Annotated in this window: 15 protein-coding genes and 1 pseudogene; 5 read left to right on the top strand and 11 right to left on the bottom strand. The window is 56.4% G+C overall.

What is annotated here, in order from left to right; translation table 11 throughout:
• The 3 genes from KO536_RS24305 to KO536_RS12490 all read right to left on the bottom strand — a co-directional run.
• A partial coding sequence (locus KO536_RS24305) for a hypothetical protein (RefSeq protein WP_257622907.1) occupies nt 1-111 on the bottom strand: 111 nt, incomplete at its 3' end.
• Nucleotides 112-724: 613 nt separating this feature from the next.
• Nucleotides 725-889 carry a DUF1328 domain-containing protein gene (locus KO536_RS12495; RefSeq protein WP_019828122.1) on the bottom strand — a complete coding sequence of 55 codons (165 nt, stop codon included), beginning with the start codon at nt 887-889 and terminating at the stop codon, nt 725-727.
• An 85-nt stretch (nt 890-974) separates the two neighbouring features.
• Nucleotides 975-1,259, bottom strand: coding sequence for a hypothetical protein (locus tag KO536_RS12490; protein ID WP_133075110.1), 285 nt, complete (start codon nt 1,257-1,259; stop codon nt 975-977).
• Between the two features lie 431 nt (nt 1,260-1,690).
• Here KO536_RS12490 and algB point away from each other — a divergent pair, with 431 nt between their 5' ends.
• Together algB and KO536_RS12480 are read left to right on the top strand one after the other, a co-directional pair.
• Nucleotides 1,691-3,037: a sigma-54-dependent response regulator transcription factor AlgB gene (gene algB, locus KO536_RS12485; RefSeq protein ID WP_133075109.1), complete on the top strand. Its 1,347-nt coding sequence runs from the start codon at nt 1,691-1,693 to the stop codon at nt 3,035-3,037.
• A gap of 7 nt (nt 3,038-3,044) precedes the next feature.
• On the top strand, nt 3,045-4,835 hold the full coding sequence (locus tag KO536_RS12480) for a KinB sensor domain-containing domain (RefSeq protein ID WP_219262036.1): 1,791 nt from the start codon (nt 3,045-3,047) through the stop codon (nt 4,833-4,835).
• Between the two features lie 13 nt (nt 4,836-4,848).
• Here the strand turns inward: KO536_RS12480 and KO536_RS12475 are convergent, their stop codons facing one another.
• The 7 genes and pseudogenes from KO536_RS12475 to KO536_RS24300 form a co-directional block, all read right to left on the bottom strand.
• Nucleotides 4,849-5,628 (bottom strand): N-acetylmuramoyl-L-alanine amidase, encoded by a 780-nt coding sequence (locus KO536_RS12475; RefSeq protein WP_133075107.1) that lies wholly within the window; start codon nt 5,626-5,628, stop codon nt 4,849-4,851.
• Nucleotides 5,629-5,751: 123 nt separating this feature from the next.
• The gene (locus KO536_RS12470) at nt 5,752-6,153 is read right to left on the bottom strand and encodes a hypothetical protein (protein ID WP_219262035.1); all 402 of its coding nucleotides are present in this window, start codon (nt 6,151-6,153) and stop codon (nt 5,752-5,754) included.
• A gap of 285 nt (nt 6,154-6,438) precedes the next feature.
• Nucleotides 6,439-8,451 (bottom strand): GGDEF domain-containing protein, encoded by a 2,013-nt coding sequence (locus KO536_RS12465; protein WP_219262034.1) that lies wholly within the window; start codon nt 8,449-8,451, stop codon nt 6,439-6,441.
• Nucleotides 8,448-9,326 carry an endonuclease/exonuclease/phosphatase family protein gene (locus tag KO536_RS12460; protein ID WP_133075104.1) on the bottom strand — a complete coding sequence of 293 codons (879 nt, stop codon included), beginning with the start codon at nt 9,324-9,326 and terminating at the stop codon, nt 8,448-8,450. Before KO536_RS12460 ends, KO536_RS12465 begins: the two co-directional genes overlap by 4 nt.
• Nucleotides 9,327-9,341: 15 nt before the next feature.
• Nucleotides 9,342-9,980 (bottom strand): thiol:disulfide interchange protein DsbA/DsbL, encoded by a 639-nt coding sequence (locus tag KO536_RS12455; RefSeq protein WP_133075103.1) that lies wholly within the window; start codon nt 9,978-9,980, stop codon nt 9,342-9,344.
• Between the two features lie 200 nt (nt 9,981-10,180).
• On the bottom strand, nt 10,181-10,801 hold the full coding sequence (locus tag KO536_RS12450; RefSeq protein WP_133075102.1) for a cytochrome c: 621 nt from the start codon (nt 10,799-10,801) through the stop codon (nt 10,181-10,183).
• Between the two features lie 46 nt (nt 10,802-10,847).
• Nucleotides 10,848-11,104 (bottom strand): annotated as a pseudogene (locus KO536_RS24300) (cytochrome c5 family protein).
• A 190-nt stretch (nt 11,105-11,294) separates the two neighbouring features.
• Here KO536_RS24300 and yihA point away from each other — a divergent pair.
• Nucleotides 11,295-11,945 (top strand): ribosome biogenesis GTP-binding protein YihA/YsxC, encoded by a 651-nt coding sequence (gene yihA / locus KO536_RS12440; RefSeq protein ID WP_019828135.1) that lies wholly within the window; start codon nt 11,295-11,297, stop codon nt 11,943-11,945.
• A gap of 345 nt (nt 11,946-12,290) precedes the next feature.
• Here yihA and polA read toward each other — a convergent pair whose 3' ends face one another.
• Complete coding sequence (gene polA / locus KO536_RS12435) at nt 12,291-15,056, bottom strand: DNA polymerase I (protein WP_219262032.1); 2,766 nt, start codon at nt 15,054-15,056, stop codon at nt 12,291-12,293.
• Between the two features lie 74 nt (nt 15,057-15,130).
• On the opposite strand from polA, the gene KO536_RS12430 reads away from it, so the two are divergent.
• Nucleotides 15,131-15,421 (top strand): DUF2782 domain-containing protein, encoded by a 291-nt coding sequence (locus tag KO536_RS12430; RefSeq protein WP_019828138.1) that lies wholly within the window; start codon nt 15,131-15,133, stop codon nt 15,419-15,421.
• A 56-nt stretch (nt 15,422-15,477) separates the two neighbouring features.
• Entirely contained in the window at nt 15,478-16,428 is a 951-nt protein-coding gene (locus KO536_RS12425) for a homoserine kinase (RefSeq protein ID WP_219262031.1), read from the top strand.
• Nucleotides 16,429-16,505: the final 77 nt, after the last annotated feature.

Below are 16,505 nucleotides of genomic sequence, written 5' to 3'. Positions count from 1 at the left end.
GATCCACCAGGCCTTTTCAGCACTGAAATGGTTGAGCAGCGCGCCGATTGCAATCCCGAGGACCAGACCAATCAGGATCTGCCAGGCGAGGCTAAGTTTTGCCTTCTTCATGTCATTACCCTTACTTCAAGTGGACTCGGGCAGAGGCTCAGAATAGAGCGCTCGAAAGCGCAAAAATCAGAAACCGCCACCCCCGTAGAAGGTCGCCCAAACCGAGCCAGAAAGGCTCTTTGGCAGGCGAAAAAAGGCGCAACTATTCCCATGCATGAGGTGGCCGTCTAATGCCGTAAACGCCTACCCTATGCCGAATCGGCATGGGTTTTGTCCGACAAGACCTCAAATCGCCCCCCCTGCGATTCCACAGAATAGACGACATAAGCGCCGTAGACCGGCTGTTTCAAGGTCTTTTTAGCCAAGAAGGGAGTGGCATAAAGCCGCATATATCCAAGAAATATCCGACAACACAAATCAGATATAAGTCCGGGCTATTTTTCTATTTGTCGATATACGGTCGACGTTTCGAAGCACCGTTCAGGCCACATTTGTTTTCAAAAAAATGAACCCTGATAAGGCATTACGTATACCGGATGATTTTCTTCAGGCACAAAAAAACCAAGGCAAAACCTTGGCATCATTAAAGCCTGTAACCGGTTTCATACCCCTCGGTCGCCGCCTGTTATTAACAGGACAGCGACCACTTCCTTAAAGGATGGGGCGAACATGCCTAGCCTCGACCGCGACGACCAAAGATGAAGGACACCACAAACATGACCAGGAACACGACAAAGAGGATCTTGGCGATGCCGGTCGCGGTGCCCGCAATACCACCGAAGCCCAAAACAGCAGCGATGATGGCGATAATCAGGAAGGTAATTGCCCAACTCAACATGGTGATTCTCCTTATTACTGTGCGAAACAGGATGATGCCGCTGGTATAGCTCGATGCCCGATCAGGGCCTCAAGGTTGTGAACACTCAAAACACCCAACGTTCCGGTGCAGGTTGAGTGTTGGCTATTTGTGTCTCGTCCGAAGCCGCCAGTTCGTAACGGCCAGCGGAGTCAGTCACAGATCCGTAAGCCTTGAAATGCTGCTGTGGGGCGGCAGAGTGCAGAACGGTCGCAACGGGCTGCGGCGCGGCTTCCAATCGGCTCCACTGTTGACCACCGATCAATGTCACCGACAAGGCAAGGCTGGCAAACAAACCCTGCTGTAGATGCAATGACGAAACACGCATGTTGGAGAATTGTTGACGATTCATGTTCAAACTCCTGCCACCCGGTGGTCAATGTGTGGATAAGTCGCAAGCCGCGACGCTCTATACAAAGGTAATTGCAGGTGCCATGCCAGTTTTCGAATCGATATAAAACCTATATAAATCAAATACTTAGTTGTTTTAAAAGGCCGCTTTTACGCGCATCCTGCACGATAGCCCCAATGCCCGTCGTGCGTTATGCACGATCCCGCTGCCACGCAAACCCCGCAGCCTCGCTCCGCGAGTCAGATGCTACGAGGGTAAATTCCCACGATCGATCAAGACCTGATATTCAGCCTATTCAGCTTTAAAATCAGTCAGTTACTCCGGGCAACAGACTGCCTTCAGTGCTAGCCTCGGAATGAATCCTGAAAAATCATGCAACTTGCCCGATTATTCCGACACTAACCAAGATCACTCATAAAGGAACGCAGGACATGGAATCAGCCAAAGAGCACCAGGGCCGCATTCTGCTGGTCGATGATGAATCTGCCATCCTGCGCACATTCCGCTATTGCCTCGAAGACGAGGGTTACACCGTTGCCACCGCCAACAGCGCGGCACAGGCAGACTCGCTCCTGCAACGTCAGGTGTTCGATCTGTGTTTCCTCGATTTGCGCCTGGGCGAAGACAACGGCCTGGATGTGTTGGCCCAGATGCGCATTCAAGCTCCATGGATGCGCGTGGTGATTGTCACCGCCCACTCGGCGGTCGACACCGCAGTGGATGCGATTCAGGCCGGTGCCGCGGACTATCTGGTCAAACCGTGCAGCCCTGACCAGTTGCGTCTGGCGACGGCCAAACAGTTGGAAGTGCGCCAGTTGTCCGCCCGTCTTGAAGCCCTGGAAGGTGAAGTGCGCAAGCCAAAGGACGGCCTGGACTCCCACAGCCCAGCCATGATGGCGGTACTGGAAACGGCACGTCAGGTCGCTGGCACTGATGCCAACATCTTGATTCTCGGTGAGTCCGGCACTGGTAAGGGCGAGTTGGCACGGGCGATTCATGGCTGGAGCAAACGGGCCAAAAAATCGTGCGTGACTATTAACTGTCCGTCCCTGACGGCCGAGTTGATGGAAAGCGAGCTGTTCGGCCATACCCGCGGAGCGTTCACCGGTGCCAGTGAAAGCACACTGGGCCGGGTTAACCAGGCTGACGGCGGTACATTGTTCCTGGATGAGATCGGTGACTTCCCACTGACACTCCAGCCAAAACTGCTGCGCTTTATTCAAGACAAGGAATACGAACGCGTGGGCGACCCCGTGACCCGCCGCGCCGATGTAAGGATTCTGGCCGCCACCAACCTCAACCTTGAAGACATGGTGCGTGATGGTCGCTTTCGTGAAGACCTGCTCTATCGCCTGAACGTAATCACCTTGCATCTGCCGCCGTTACGCGAGCGCAGTGAAGATATCCTGACCCTGGCCGATCGCTTTCTGGCCCGCTTCGTCAAGGAATACGCCCGACCTGCCCGGGGCTTCAGCCAGGAAGCCCGCCTGGCGCTGTCCAACTACCGCTGGCCGGGTAATATTCGAGAGTTGCGCAACGTGGTTGAGCGCGCCAGTATCATTTGTCCCCAGGAAGTGGTCGAAGTCAGCCACTTGGGCATGGCCGAACAGACCACACCCAATGCCCCGCGCATTGGTGCGGCATTAAGCCTGGACCAACTGGAAAAAGCCCATATCGGCGCCGTTCTGGCTACCAGCGAAACTCTGGATCAGGCGGCAAAAACCTTGGGTATTGATGCCTCGACGCTCTATCGCAAACGTAAGCAGTACAACCTGTGAGCATCCGATGAGACTTGCGATCAAGCTGCGTACCCGTCTGTTCCTTAGCATCTCTGCACTGATCACAGTGGCGTTGCTCGGGCTTTTGCTTGGCGTTGTCAGCGTGATGCAGATGGCCAAGAGCCAGGAGGCTCTGATACGCAACAACTTCATCACTCTGGATCTGGGGCTCAAGCTGCGGCAGTCCCTGGGTGATCAATTGATCCTGATGCTGCGCAACAATCCAGACCCGCAGGCGCTGCAAGCCTCTAGCCAGGAGTATCTGGCCCTGCTCGACGAGGGCATCGAGCATGAGCGCAAAAACGATCTGCACAGCGGCTTTGCTCAGGCACGCAAAGATTACGGCAGTTTTTTGGAAGCGTTCCATCAAGCCAATAGCGCGTCACTCAATCTGAGCACTGACAACGAACTTTCAAATCGCTTCAATCAGTTGCGCAATGGCCTGATCACCGAACACCGCCGAGCACTGGATACCATTTATGCCGCACAGGCCGCCGCCCGTGATCGCGCCATAATCATCGCTTCCCTGCTGGGCCTGGTCGGCCTTGCGGTGCTCATCATCGGCTTTGTTACCGCCCACGGCATTGCCAGGCGTTTTGGTGCCCCCATCGAGGCGCTGGCCAAAGCCGCCGACAATATTGGCAAAGGTAACTTTGAGGTGGTACTGCCGCTCTCTTCGGCCACTGAAATGAACCTGCTGACACGGCGCTTCGGCACGATGGCCGAAGCCTTGCGCCAACATCAGGCAACCAATATCGACGAGCTGCTGGCGGGCCAGCAACGGCTGCAGGCAGTGCTCGACAGTATTGATGACGGGTTGTTGATGATTGATCAGCAGGGTCGACTCGAGCATTTGAATCCGGTGGCACAGCGGCAACTGGGCTGGGACGAAAGCCGCCTGGGCCAGCCACTGGGCGAAGCGTTGCAACGCCCCGAACTCGACCAGCAACTGCAAACGGTGCTGCGAGGTGGCAGCCTTGAACGGTTACCGGAAGATTTGAGTGTCGACATCGAGGGCGAGAACCGTCTGCTGACCTATAGCCTGACCCCGGTCAGCCAACCCAAAGGTCCGATTCTTGGCGCGGTCATGGTGCTCCATGATGTCACCGAGCAACGCGCTTTTGAGCGTGTACGCAGCGAGTTCGTACTGCGGGCGTCCCATGAGCTGCGTACCCCCGTCACCGGCATGCACATGGCGTTCGGGTTGTTTCTGGAGCGCGCGCGCTTTGATCCGCAATCGCGCGAAACCGATTTGCTCAACACCGTAAACGAAGAAATGCAGCGCCTGATGCAGCTAATCAATGACCTGCTGAACTTCTCTCGTTATCAAAACGGCATGCAAAAGCTGACGCTGACCCCCTGTGACCTCGGCCAGATGCTCGAAGACGCACGCGCACGCTTCGCAGAACCCGCCACCGCGAGGAATATCGAGCTATTGGTCGAACTGCAACAGCCTCTGCCTGTGCTCAGTGCCGATCAAGTCCAGCTTGAACGTGTGCTGGATAATCTGCTGGACAACGCCTTGCGCCATACCCCCAGTGGTGGCCAGATCAGACTTCAGGCCCGGCGCCATGGTGAGCGGGTAATCATCAGTATCGAAGACAATGGCGAAGGTATTGCCTATAGCCAGCAAGGCCGTATTTTTGAACCCTTTGTGCAGGTGGGTCGCAAAAAGGGCGGGGCCGGGCTTGGTTTGGCGCTGTGCAAAGAGATTGTGCAACTGCATGGCGGGCGCATCGGTGTGTACTCGCGTCCCGGCCAAGGCACGCAGTTTTACATGGCGCTACCGCTACTGTAGCCCTCACGGGTTATCAGTGCTTTTGCGTATTCAACACTTTCAAGATTGCCGCACTCTCAGCATCCGGCGTGCCATCAAATAATGCAGGCCTGAAGTGCATTTGAAACGCGGACAACACGTGGCGAGTCGCAACATCCAGCTCCCCGGTTTGCGGCGTTTCGTAGCCCAATAACGCCAGTTGCTGCTGAAACCAGGTAATGCTCGGCACATTGCTGGCATACAGGGCTTGCTCACGGGCGACGGCTTGAGCATTTGGCCAGATACCAAAGCCTGCCTCGGCCAGTCGCTTCCAGGGGAAAAGCGGCCCGGGGTCCAGCTTGCGCAATGGGGCTATGTCGCTGTGGCCAATGATGTTGCGAGGGTCGATCTTGTAGCGTGTCGAAATGTCTTTGAGCAGTGCAATAAGCGACTGGACCTGACCTTCGGTGTAGGGATACCAGACCCGCCCTTGCGGGGTGTCACGAAAACCCTTGTTGACGATTTCAATGCCGATGGAGCTGGAGTTCAACCATGTCCGGCCTTTCCATTGGCTTTCACCGGCATGCCAGGCGCGCTGGTTTTCGTCCACCAGCTTGTAGATCGTTGGCGGGGTATCACCTATCAGGTAATGGCTGCTGACAGGACCATGGGTCAACAGCTCCAGAGAGCGCTCCAGAGAGGTCGAGGTGTAATGAAGCACCACAAACTGCACGCGGCTGTCGTAGTTGACCGACGGATGGCGGGTGTCCATGGGAGGGCCACTGGCACACCCGGCCAGCAAAACGATGGACAAGATCAACGTTAAAAATTTCATGGGCAAAGACAACACAGCTGAAAATTAATGATCAAGCATACCTCACTGCCAGTGTCGCGCAGCTGTACCAGGGCAGCGAGTTGAAACGAGCCCCCTGCTCGCGCACGAGCAGGAGGAAAGCGGCTATTTACCGCACACCAGATAAAAGCTTGTCGATGAGTCGCCCGACGGCCCATCGAGCCCCAGCATCAGGCCGATCACATTGACCTCTTCACGGGTCGGTTTACCCGACAACTTTGCCATGCCATAAAGCGTGTGCTCATAACTTGATTTATCATCGGCCGACACCACACAAAACTTTGGCACTTTTTGGAAGCTGCCGGGCCTCAACTTTACTTTATAACTGGCTGCATAATCGGGCTGACTGGAATATTCAATACGGTCAATCCAATAAGGCGACTGCGTTGCCAGGGTTCCATCTTTGTTGATATACGCTGAATACAGAGAAGTTTTATCCGCCGCATTAACCGCAATAGCGCCCACCAGTAAAACAAGAGCGGACAACAAGGGAATTAACGTTTTCATATATTACCTTTTGAGTCGCGCAGGGCACCACACAGCCTGAACACGCAGGCATGGCGCTCTCAATAAACATCCGACCTATAAACAGATGACAGTGCTGCGGCCACCCTTAGAGCAACCTGAAACAGCCTGTTATTTCATATAAGTCGCTCACCCTTCGCACGTCAAGAATCAACAAACATCATTAAGCAATACTGTTTAAAAACCGATAAGTACTACTGGGCAGCTGGAAAGCTATTACGACTCCCAGCACGCTTTGCTTAGATACTTTCAATCGACAGTGTTTATTTAAAGAATGAAGTCAGTAGTTGATGGACACGGATCAACGCCATTACGCCCATTAGCCTTGACCCGATACAGCGCCTCATCTGCCCGCTTGATCACGTGCTCGCTGCGATCACCCGCCTTGAACGCCGACACACCGATGGAGGCCGTCAGAGTCACAGGCTCGCCCTTGAAATGGAACGGACACGCCTCGATGGCCGCCCGAAGCCTTTCGGCCCGCTGCAGGCCGTCAGCCAGTGTTGTACCGGGCATCAGCAGCACGAACTCTTCGCCACCAAAACGGGCAACAAAATCGCTGGGAAGCAGGTGTTTGCGCAACTGTGCGGTGATGATCTTGAGCACCTTGTCGCCAGCCAGGTGGCCATAGCCATCATTGATACGCTTGAAGTGATCGAGGTCGAGCATGGCAATCAGCAACGGGTTGCCATGAACTTGCCACTGCTCCACTTCAAATTGCAGGCGCTCACCCCATGCCGCCCTGTTAGGCAGGCCGGTCAGAGGGTCTATCAATGCTTTCTGGCGCTGCTCCTCAAGGTGTTCGCGGTAGTCCTGGGCCTGCTGCTCCATGTGGGTTATGCGCTCGGCCAACCCTTGCAGGTGGGCTGAAAGCTCCTGTTCACGGGCATTTCGCTGTTGCTGGTACTGATCCATCGTGCCCAGCAACCCTTCCAGGCGGTTTTCCAGAAGGTGCTTGAGGCTGTTCAGGTCAACGGCGTCTTGCACGCTGTTTTGCAAACCATCAACGTGCTCAAGCAACCGGGAGTGCAGGTCGTCCGCGGCAGACCGTCCTTCGGCATGGCCTTCACTGGCCGCCTGAAGGTTGTTCTGGAACGACTCAAGGCGCCCGTTGAGTTGCTTGAGATACGCTTCAAACTCATGCTGGCCGCTATCGGTAATGGCTAGCATCAAGACTGCAAGATCATCGAGAATCGGCAGTAATTCGTACCAGTTCAGTCCCTTTTCGAGACGCTTGCGCATGGCTTCGGCCTGCGGCCGGTGATGTTCGGGCAGGGATAGATCATTGAGCAGACCGAGCAGTGTGGATTCGATATGCACCGCCACCGAACTGTAAGACGGCTCGGGGCTTTCGGGCAGGGCATAGACGGCGTCAATCTCACCCTCAACCGACTCGGGACTGCCCGCCATTTCAAGGGTGGAAGGCTCAGGCGGCACGTGGAGGACATTATTTTCAGCGTCGACCTGCGCGACAACGGACTCAAGCGCACCGCCCGGCTCCGGCTCTTCAGGCTCACCAACAACCTGCGGCTCGGGTGCATGGGACGAAAAGAGCTCGGCGTCGGCCAAAGACTCCGTCTTGGGCTGCGGGGCGTTGATGTGTGGAGAGGCCACTTCAACTGCCAGCCGCGGCTTCACCTCTGGCGAAGAGGCTTCAAGTGGTTTGGCAACAACCGGGGGCGCCATGATACGTGCCGGCTGCACCTCGGGAACTGCCGGCGCAGGTTCAGGGGGCTCGCCCTGGGTTTTATCGGCGTCGTGCCCCCCGAACAGCCGCTGCAACAAGCCCGGTCTGGGCGGTTCTGCGCCATTGTCTTGCTGCGCCAGAGCCTGTCCCTGCAAGCGGCTTAGCTCGTCAAGCAACAGCGGTATTTCACGGGCATGGGCCACCCGGTTGTCGAGCTGCTTGGCAAATGCCTTGAGCGGTTTGCTGACTTCACGGGGCAACGGCAAAGCTTGCAGTTGTGTGACCAGGGTGTTGAGCGCTACACCGACTTGCTCAACCCGGGTTTCGCGACGCTGTTCAGAGTCGAGGACAGCCTTTTCCAGACGAGGCAGCAAGGCGGCCAGGGCAGCGTCCATCTCATTGGTGCGCACCACTTCGCGCATTTCCTTCATGCACTGATCGACGGTGCGATCAGTGCCTTCTGCCGCCAGGGTGCTGCGTACCAGTCCACGGCGCAGCAAGTCGAGGCGTGCATTCCAGCGACGCTCCAGCTTGTCTTGCTGCTCAACACTTTTAAGGTATTTCTCTTTCCAGCGCGCAGCTTCGTCACTCATGCCAGGGGCCCACTGTCTGTGGGTCGCAAGGCAATCTGTGAATCAACACCCACCGAGCCTGGCAAACGGATATCAACCGCCACAGGCAAGTGGTCTGAAATAGGCTGGTCCAGCACCTGCACCCGCTCAAGGGTCAGGCTGGGACTGAGCAGAATATGATCAAGACAGCGTTGTGGACGCCAACTGGGGAAAGTGGCCTCCATTTGCGGTGCCAGCAACCCCAGGTCGCGCAGAGGCGATGTATGCAGCAGGTCGTTGGCATGGGTATTCATGTCGCCCATCAACACTTGATGCTGATACCCGCCAATCAGCTCACGAATGTAAGCCAGCTGTCGGGTGCGGGTTTTTGTCCCCAGCGCCAGGTGCATGACCACGACCACCAATGCATCTGGGCCATCACCGAAACGCACCAGAATGGCGCCACGACCCGCAGGGCCGGGCAAGGGATGATCCTCAATTGCACTAGGACGCAGACGACTCAGCATCCCGTTACTGTGCTGGGCCAGGCGACCCAGATTGCGATTGAGTTGTTGATACCAGTAGGGGAATTCGCCCTGTTGGGCCAGGTACTTGACCTGATTGACGTAGCCGGAGCGGTGGCTGCCACCGTCCGCCTCTTGCAGGGCAACCAGATCGAAATCGCCCAGCAAGTCGCCTATGCGCTCCAGATTACCGGCCCGCCCCTTGTGTGGCAGCACATGCTGCCAGCTGCGGGTCAGGTAGTGTCGGTAACCTTGAGTGCTGTTACCGACCTGGATATTGAAACTGAGCAATCGCAGACGCCGATCATCCGGCATCCCGCAGGTTGCCAGATGGTCCTCATTGATCTGCGGTTCGTGCAGACCAACGATTCGCTCGCTTTTCCAGCGACGCACGGGGGCGGGCGCCGCTTAGTTCTTGGCGCTCGCCGCGCGCTCTTTGGCGATCAACTGATCGGCAACACTCAATGCGCCCTCAGGACCGCCGGCAGTGCCCAGGTCAAAGCGATACTTGCCGTTAACGACCATGGTCGGTACACCGGAGATCTGATAGGCCTGGGCCTTTTTCTTGGCATCCTCAACCTTGCCCTTAACGGCGAACGAGTTATAGGTGCTCAGGAACTTGTCTTTATCGATGCCCTCGCCTGCCAGGAACTCAGCCATTTCTTCCGGGGTAGCCAGCTTTTTGCCGTCATGGATCGCCTGGAAAACAGCCTTGTGAACCTTGTTTTCTACACCCATGGCTTCCAGGGTGATGAACAGTTGACCGTGAACATTCCAGATCCCGCCAAACATGGCAGGGATACGTACAAAGTTCACATCAGCCGGCAACTTTTCAGCCCAAGGGTTGATGGTTGGCTCGAATGCAAAGCAATGCGGGCAGCCATACCAGAACAGTTCGACAACTTCGATCTTGCCAGGCACTGCAACCGGAACGGCGCTGCTCAGCTCTACATATTGTTTACCCGCCTCAAGCGGTTCGGCAGCTTGAGCGGTCATGCCAAAAAGGCTGGCACTGACGAGAGCGGCGCTGAGAATCAGATTACGCATGCTTTACTCCTGGGCAGATAAGGTCGTTTCAACGTGACCTGTATTCAGACAGGCCCGCGCTGACTTGAGTTCGATAGTGTAACGGTAGACGCCATGAAAAAGGGCAGCCGAAGCTGCCCTTTGAGGTTCACATTCAAGGATTAAACGATCGTTAAGATGACCAGTCGTTTCAAGGACTGTCTCCAGCGATCGTAACGGCCTTAGTGCAGACCCTGAATATAGCTGGCCAGCGCCTTGATGTCCTTGTTGCTCATCTTGGCCGCAATGCCGCGCATGATCATCGAGTCACCATCGTTGGTGCGATCGCCTTCACGGAAGTCTGTCAGTTGCTTCTCGATGTAACTTGCATGCTGACCGCCCAGATGCGGGAAGCCTGCAGCCGCGTTACCCTGGCCATCCGGGGAGTGGCAACCGGTGCATGCTGGCATGCCTTTCTCAAGGTTGCCGCCGCGGAACAGGGCTTCACCCTGGGCAACCAGTGCCGGGTCGGCAGCGCCAACCGAGTTTTTCTGGCTTGAGTAGTACGCCGCGATATCGGCAAGGTCCTGATCGTTCAGGTTTGTCAGCAGGCCGGTCATTTCCAGCACCTGACGCTTGCCGTCCTTGATTTCATGCAACTGCTTGAGCAGGTAACGATCACCTTGCCCGGCCAGTTTTGGGAAGTTTGGGGCCATGCTATTGCCGTCTGGACCGTGACAAGCGCCACACACAGCGGTTTTTGCCTGACCTGCAGCAGCATCGCCTACAACAGCGGTGCCTGCAGCCTGGGCAATACCGGTGACACCCAAGGTCAACAGCAGACTCACGAGTAATTTGTTCATCAGCTAATCCAACTACGGCTAAGGGTTAAAGAGTTATGGGCCGGGCTCACTCGCCTATCCACTGTAGGACAGATCGGTAATCCTCGACACTGCAGTCCATGCACAAACCACGCGGCGGCATCGCCTTGAAACCCTGGGTCACGTGTTGCACCAGCGCCTCCATACCTTGCTCAAACCTTGGCCTTACTGCTGGCCAGCATGGCAGACAATACAAACGCGGTTGTACACGGCTTCCGGATCCTGTGTAGCCTGAATGCTGTAACGTGGCCTCAAGACACCGGTAACTAGCAGCCATTTCGTCATAAAACGACCTTTTCAGGGTTGGGAGCTTGCTGCGTTCTAATGCGCAACCTGGTTTTTTCACTCCCGTGTTCTTCATCCTACGCTGGGACAAAGCGCACACAAAATCTGCGGCATTATATACTGGCGTCACTGAAACGGAAACGACACGCTCGCCGCGTCCATTCCTGACGCCGCTCACATCGGAAATCCCATGCAACTCAAGAACCCCATTCTAGGTCTGTGCCAACAGGCTACCTTCATGCTCAGCGCTGCCAAAGTCGATCAATGCCCCGATGACGAAGGCTACGAAGTCGCGTTTGCCGGCCGCTCAAACGCCGGCAAGTCCAGCGCACTCAACACTTTGACCCACGCCAGCCTGGCGCGTACGTCAAAAACGCCAGGGCGCACCCAGTTGCTGAACTTCTTCCAGCTGGACGAAGAACGTCGCCTGGTCGACCTGCCCGGCTACGGCTACGCCAAGGTACCGATCCCGCTGAAGCTGCACTGGCAGCGTCACCTTGAAGCTTATTTCGGCAGCCGCGAAAGCCTCAAGGGTGTGATTTTGATGATGGATATCCGTCATCCAATGACCGATTTCGACCTGTTGATGCTCGATTGGACCGTGTCGAGCGGCATGCCGATGCATATTTTGCTGACCAAAGCCGACAAACTGACGTACGGCGCTGCAAAAAATACGCTGCTCAAAATTCAGTCGGATATTCGCAAGCAGTGGGGCGACGCAGTCACTATCCAGCTATTCTCCACCCCTAAGCGCATGGGCCTGGAAGAGGCGTACACCGTCCTTGCACGCTGGATGGAACTGCCGAACAAAGGCGAAGAGCTGGTCGAGGCTGGCGAGTAAAAAAGCCGGACAAAAAAAACCCCGGACTTCGCATGGGGGGAAGGAGGTCCGGGGTTCAAGTACTGGACCGCTAGGGCGGGGTCCAGATATCTGCCAACACTTAACACAACATTAGGAGCATTGAAGGGCTTCACCACCCATTCAATAAATCTGAGTGGTGATTGGCAGATTTAGTTCCCGGAGGCTAAAAACGATTTGGAATAAGCCCGCTTGCAGACCAGGCGCCAAGCCGTAAAAACGTGCAGTCGCTGCCGAGGCACACAGGCTGCGAGCCCTTAAAGATCAACAAAGATCAAGGGCTCGCAGCCTGCGTGCCTCGGCAGCGACTACCCAGGCTCGGCAGTTTTAGTGCGCCTCATCCCAGTTATTGCCCACGCCCACCTCAACCACCAGTGGCACATCCAGCTTCGCCGCTTCGCTCATGTGCACACGTACTTCGTCGCGCACCTGATCCACCAGGTCTTCACGCACTTCAAGCACCAATTCATCGTGTACCTGCAGGATGACGCGGGCATCAAGGCCGGACGCACTCAACCAGTTGTCCACAGCCACCATCGCTTTTTTGATGATATCGGCTGCAGTGCCCTGCATAGGGGCGTTGATGGCCGTACGCTCGGCGCCTTTGCGCAGCGCAGGGTTTTTCGCGTTGATTTCCGGCAAGTACAGGCGACGGCCAAAAATGGTCTCGACATAGCCTTGCTCGGCGGCCTGAGTCCGCGTGCGCTCCATGTAATCCAGCACCCCCGGATACCGCGCGAAATAGCGGTCGATATAGGCCTGTGACTGTTTGCGATCGACACCGATCTGCTTGGCAAGGCCAAAGGCACTCATGCCATAGATCAGGCCAAAGTTGATTGCCTTGGCGCTGCGACGCTGATCAGTGGTGACATCACCCAGCTCGACCCCAAAAACTTCGGCCGCCGTAGCGCTGTGCACATCCAGATTGTTGCGGAAGGCATGCAGCAAACCTTCGTCCTTGGCCAGATGAGCCATGATCCGCAGTTCGATTTGCGAGTAGTCCGCCGCCAGCAGTTTGTAGCCTTTTGGAGCAACGAACGCCTGACGAATCCGACGACCTTCGGCGGTACGAATCGGAATGTTCTGCAAGTTTGGATCACTTGAAGACAAACGCCCGGTCGCCGTAACAGCCTGGTGGTAGGACGTATGAATGCGCCCCGTACGCGGATTGATCTGCTCAGGTAGCCGATCGGTGTAGGTGCTTTTCAGTTTGCTCATCGAGCGGTACTGCATCAGCACCTTGGGCAACGGGAAATCCTGCTCGGCCAGTTCAGCCAGCACGGCTTCGGCAGTCGAAGGCTGGCCTTTGGCTGTTTTGCTGATAATCGGTAAACCGAGTTTTTCGTACAGAATCACACCCAGTTGCTTAGGTGAACTCAGGTTGAATTCCTCACCGGCAATGGCAAAAGCCTCACGCTCAAGTGCAACCAGCTTGTCACCCAGCTCAACGCTTTGAATGCCCAGCAGGTTGGCATCTACCAGCGCGCCCTGGCGTTCAATACGCGCCAGCACCGGCACCAGCGGCATCTCGATGTCTGTCAGCACGCTGTTCAGGCTAGGAATCGCTGCCAGTTTTTCGTGCAGCACATGGTGCAGGCGCAAGGTCACGTCGGCATCTTCGGCAGCATACGGCCCTGCCTGCTCCAGGGAAATCTGGTCAAAGGTCAGCTGCTTGACGCCTTTGCCGGCTATGTCCTGAAAACTGGTGGTGGTGTGCCCCAGGTACTTGAGGGCCAGGCTATCCATGTCGTGACGGCTGCCTGTGGAGTCCAGCACATAGGACTCAAGCATGGTGTCGAAGGCAACGCCCTGCACCATGATCCCGCACGCCTGATCGCCACCGATGGCGCAGTTGGCCAGGATATTCATGTCGTACTTGGCGTGTTGCCCGACCTTGGCTTTACTCGGGTCTTCCAGCAACGGTTTGAGGGCACGCAGGACGGTGTCGCGATCCAGTTGCTCCGGCACACCCATATAGGAGTGGGTCAACGGAATATAGGCAGCTTCGCCCGGCTTGACTGCAAACGAGAGCCCCACCAGCTGTGCTTGCTGGGCGTCCAGACCGGTGGTTTCGGTGTCAAAGGCAATCAATTTCGCATCGTTGAGCTTCTTCAGCCATACGTCAAAACGGGCCTGATCGAGAATGGTCTCGTAGTGCTGTTCATCCGTTGAGGCGGGCAGCTCTTCCTGCACGATCACATGACCGGCGCGCTTGGCCTCGCGCTCAACATCGGCAATCCAGCTTTTGAATTCCAGCTCGGTGTACAGCTCAATCAGTTTTTCGCAGTCCGGCGCCTTGAGGTGCAAGTCTTCCAGGCCGATATCCAGCGGCACATCGACCTTGATGGTCGCCAGCTGATACGACAAAAATGCCATTTCCCGGTGTTCTTCGAGTTTGGCGGGCAGGTTTTTTGCGCCACGAATGGGCAGGGTCGGCACGATATCGAGCTTTTCGTACAGATCAGAAAGGCCACCGCCTACACCCACCAGCAAGCCAGACGCGGTCTTTGGACCAATCCCCGGAACGCCTGGAATGTTGTCGGACGAATCGCCCATCAGTGCGAGGTAATCGATGATTTGCTCGGGCGAGACGCCAAATTTCTCTTTGACGCCCTCGATGTCCATCACGCTGCCGGTCATGGTGTTGACCAGGGTGATGTGGCCATCAACCAGTTGGGCCATGTCCTTGTCACCGGTCGAGATAACCACTGGTCGGTCTGCTGCTGCGCTGCTGCGGGCCAGCGTGCCGATGACATCGTCCGCTTCAACGCCTTCAACGCACAGCAAAGGGAAGCCCAGCGCGATCACACTGGCGTGCAACGGCTCGATTTGCACCCGCATGTCATCGGGCATGCTCGGACGATTGGCCTTGTATTCGGCGTACATGTCATCGCGAAATGTCCCGCCCTTGGCATCGAAAACCACCGCGAACGGGCTGTCCGGATACTGCTTGCGCAGGCTTTTGAGCATGTTCAACACGCCCTTTACGGCGCCTGTCGGCAGACCCTTGGACGTAGTCAGCGGCGGAAGCGCGTGAAAGGCGCGGTACAAATATGAAGAACCGTCCACCAGGACGAGGGGAGCTTGGCTCATGAGCAGGATCAACCTTTTCGGCGAGTCCGGCGCTAGAATGTCCGGACCAATGACGACAAAGGGACAAGGTTATCATGCGTACACTCAATCGCCTGTTGCTGACCGGTTTGTTTGCATTCACTCCGCTGGTAACCTTTGCAGCCGATGAAGCAGTCACCGCCGATCCAGATGTAACCATTCGCACGGAAGGCGATAAAACCATTCAGGAATACCGTCAAAACGGTTTCCTGTACGCCATCAAGGTCACCCCAAAAGGGGGCAAACCGTACTTTCTGGTGCGGGCTGATGGTACTGATGCCAATTACATCCGTTCCGACCAGCCGGATATGCTGATTCCTTCGTGGAAAATCTTCGAATGGAAGTAGCGTCTTAACTTTAATTGGCGCCGCCTCGCACGGCGCCCGTACTGGCAATTTAAATCATGTCTGTATTCACCCCACTGACTCGCAGCGAGTTGGAAACCTTCCTTGCGCCTTACGAACTCGGCCGCCTGCTCGATTTCCAGGGAATTGCCGCGGGAAGCGAAAATACCAACTACTTCATCAGCCTGGAGAAGGGTGAATATGTCCTGACCCTGGTTGAGCGCGGCCCGGTCAAAGAAATGCCGTTCTTTATCGAGTTGCTGGATGTACTGCATGACGCCGACCTTCCGGTGCCTTTTGCCCTGCGCACCGTTGACGGCCTGGCCCTGCGCGAACTCAAGGGCAAACCGGCATTGCTGCAACCACGCCTGGCGGGCAAGCATATTCGTGAGGCCAACGCCCAGCATTGCGCCCAGGTCGGGGAATTGCTCGGTCACTTGCACACAGCCACGCGCAACAAGGTACTGGAGCGCAAGACAGACCGCGGCCTGGACTGGATGCTGGCTGAAGGACCCGCCCTGATGGCTGATTTGTCGCCTGACTCGGCAGATTTGCTGCAAAAGGCGCTACAGGAAATCACTGAGCGCAAGGCACAGATCCTGGCACTGCCCCGGGCCAACCTGCACGGCGACCTGTTTCGCGACAACGCGATGTTTGAAGGCACCCATCTGACGGGGCTGATCGACTTTTACAACGCCTGCTCAGGCCCAATGCTGTACGACGTGGCGATCGCCCTGAATGACTGGTGTGCTGACGAAGAAGGTCAGATCGACGCCCCGCGCGCGCGCGCCCTGCTCGGCGCCTATGCGGCACTGCGCCCGTTCACGGCTGCTGAAGCCGAGTTGTGGCCAACCATGTTGCGCGTTGCGTGCGTGAGATTCTGGCTGTCGCGCCTCATCGCCGCTCAGACCTTTGCCGGTCAGGACGTGCTGATTCACGATCCGGGCGAATTTGAAAAGCGCCTGGCATTGCGTCAGAAGGTGACCGTACAACTGCCGTTCGCGTTGTAACAAACACTGAAATCAATTGTGGGAGCGGGCTTGCTCGCGATTCAAACGGCGCGGTGTATCTGAACAGACGCGTCGAT

This window comes from Pseudomonas sp. NKUCC02_KPG, from assembly GCF_019345465.1.
Lineage (GTDB): Bacteria > Pseudomonadota > Gammaproteobacteria > Pseudomonadales > Pseudomonadaceae > Aquipseudomonas.
Note: the sequence above shows the minus strand (reverse complement) of the source record. Positions and strands in the feature narration are given on the sequence as shown.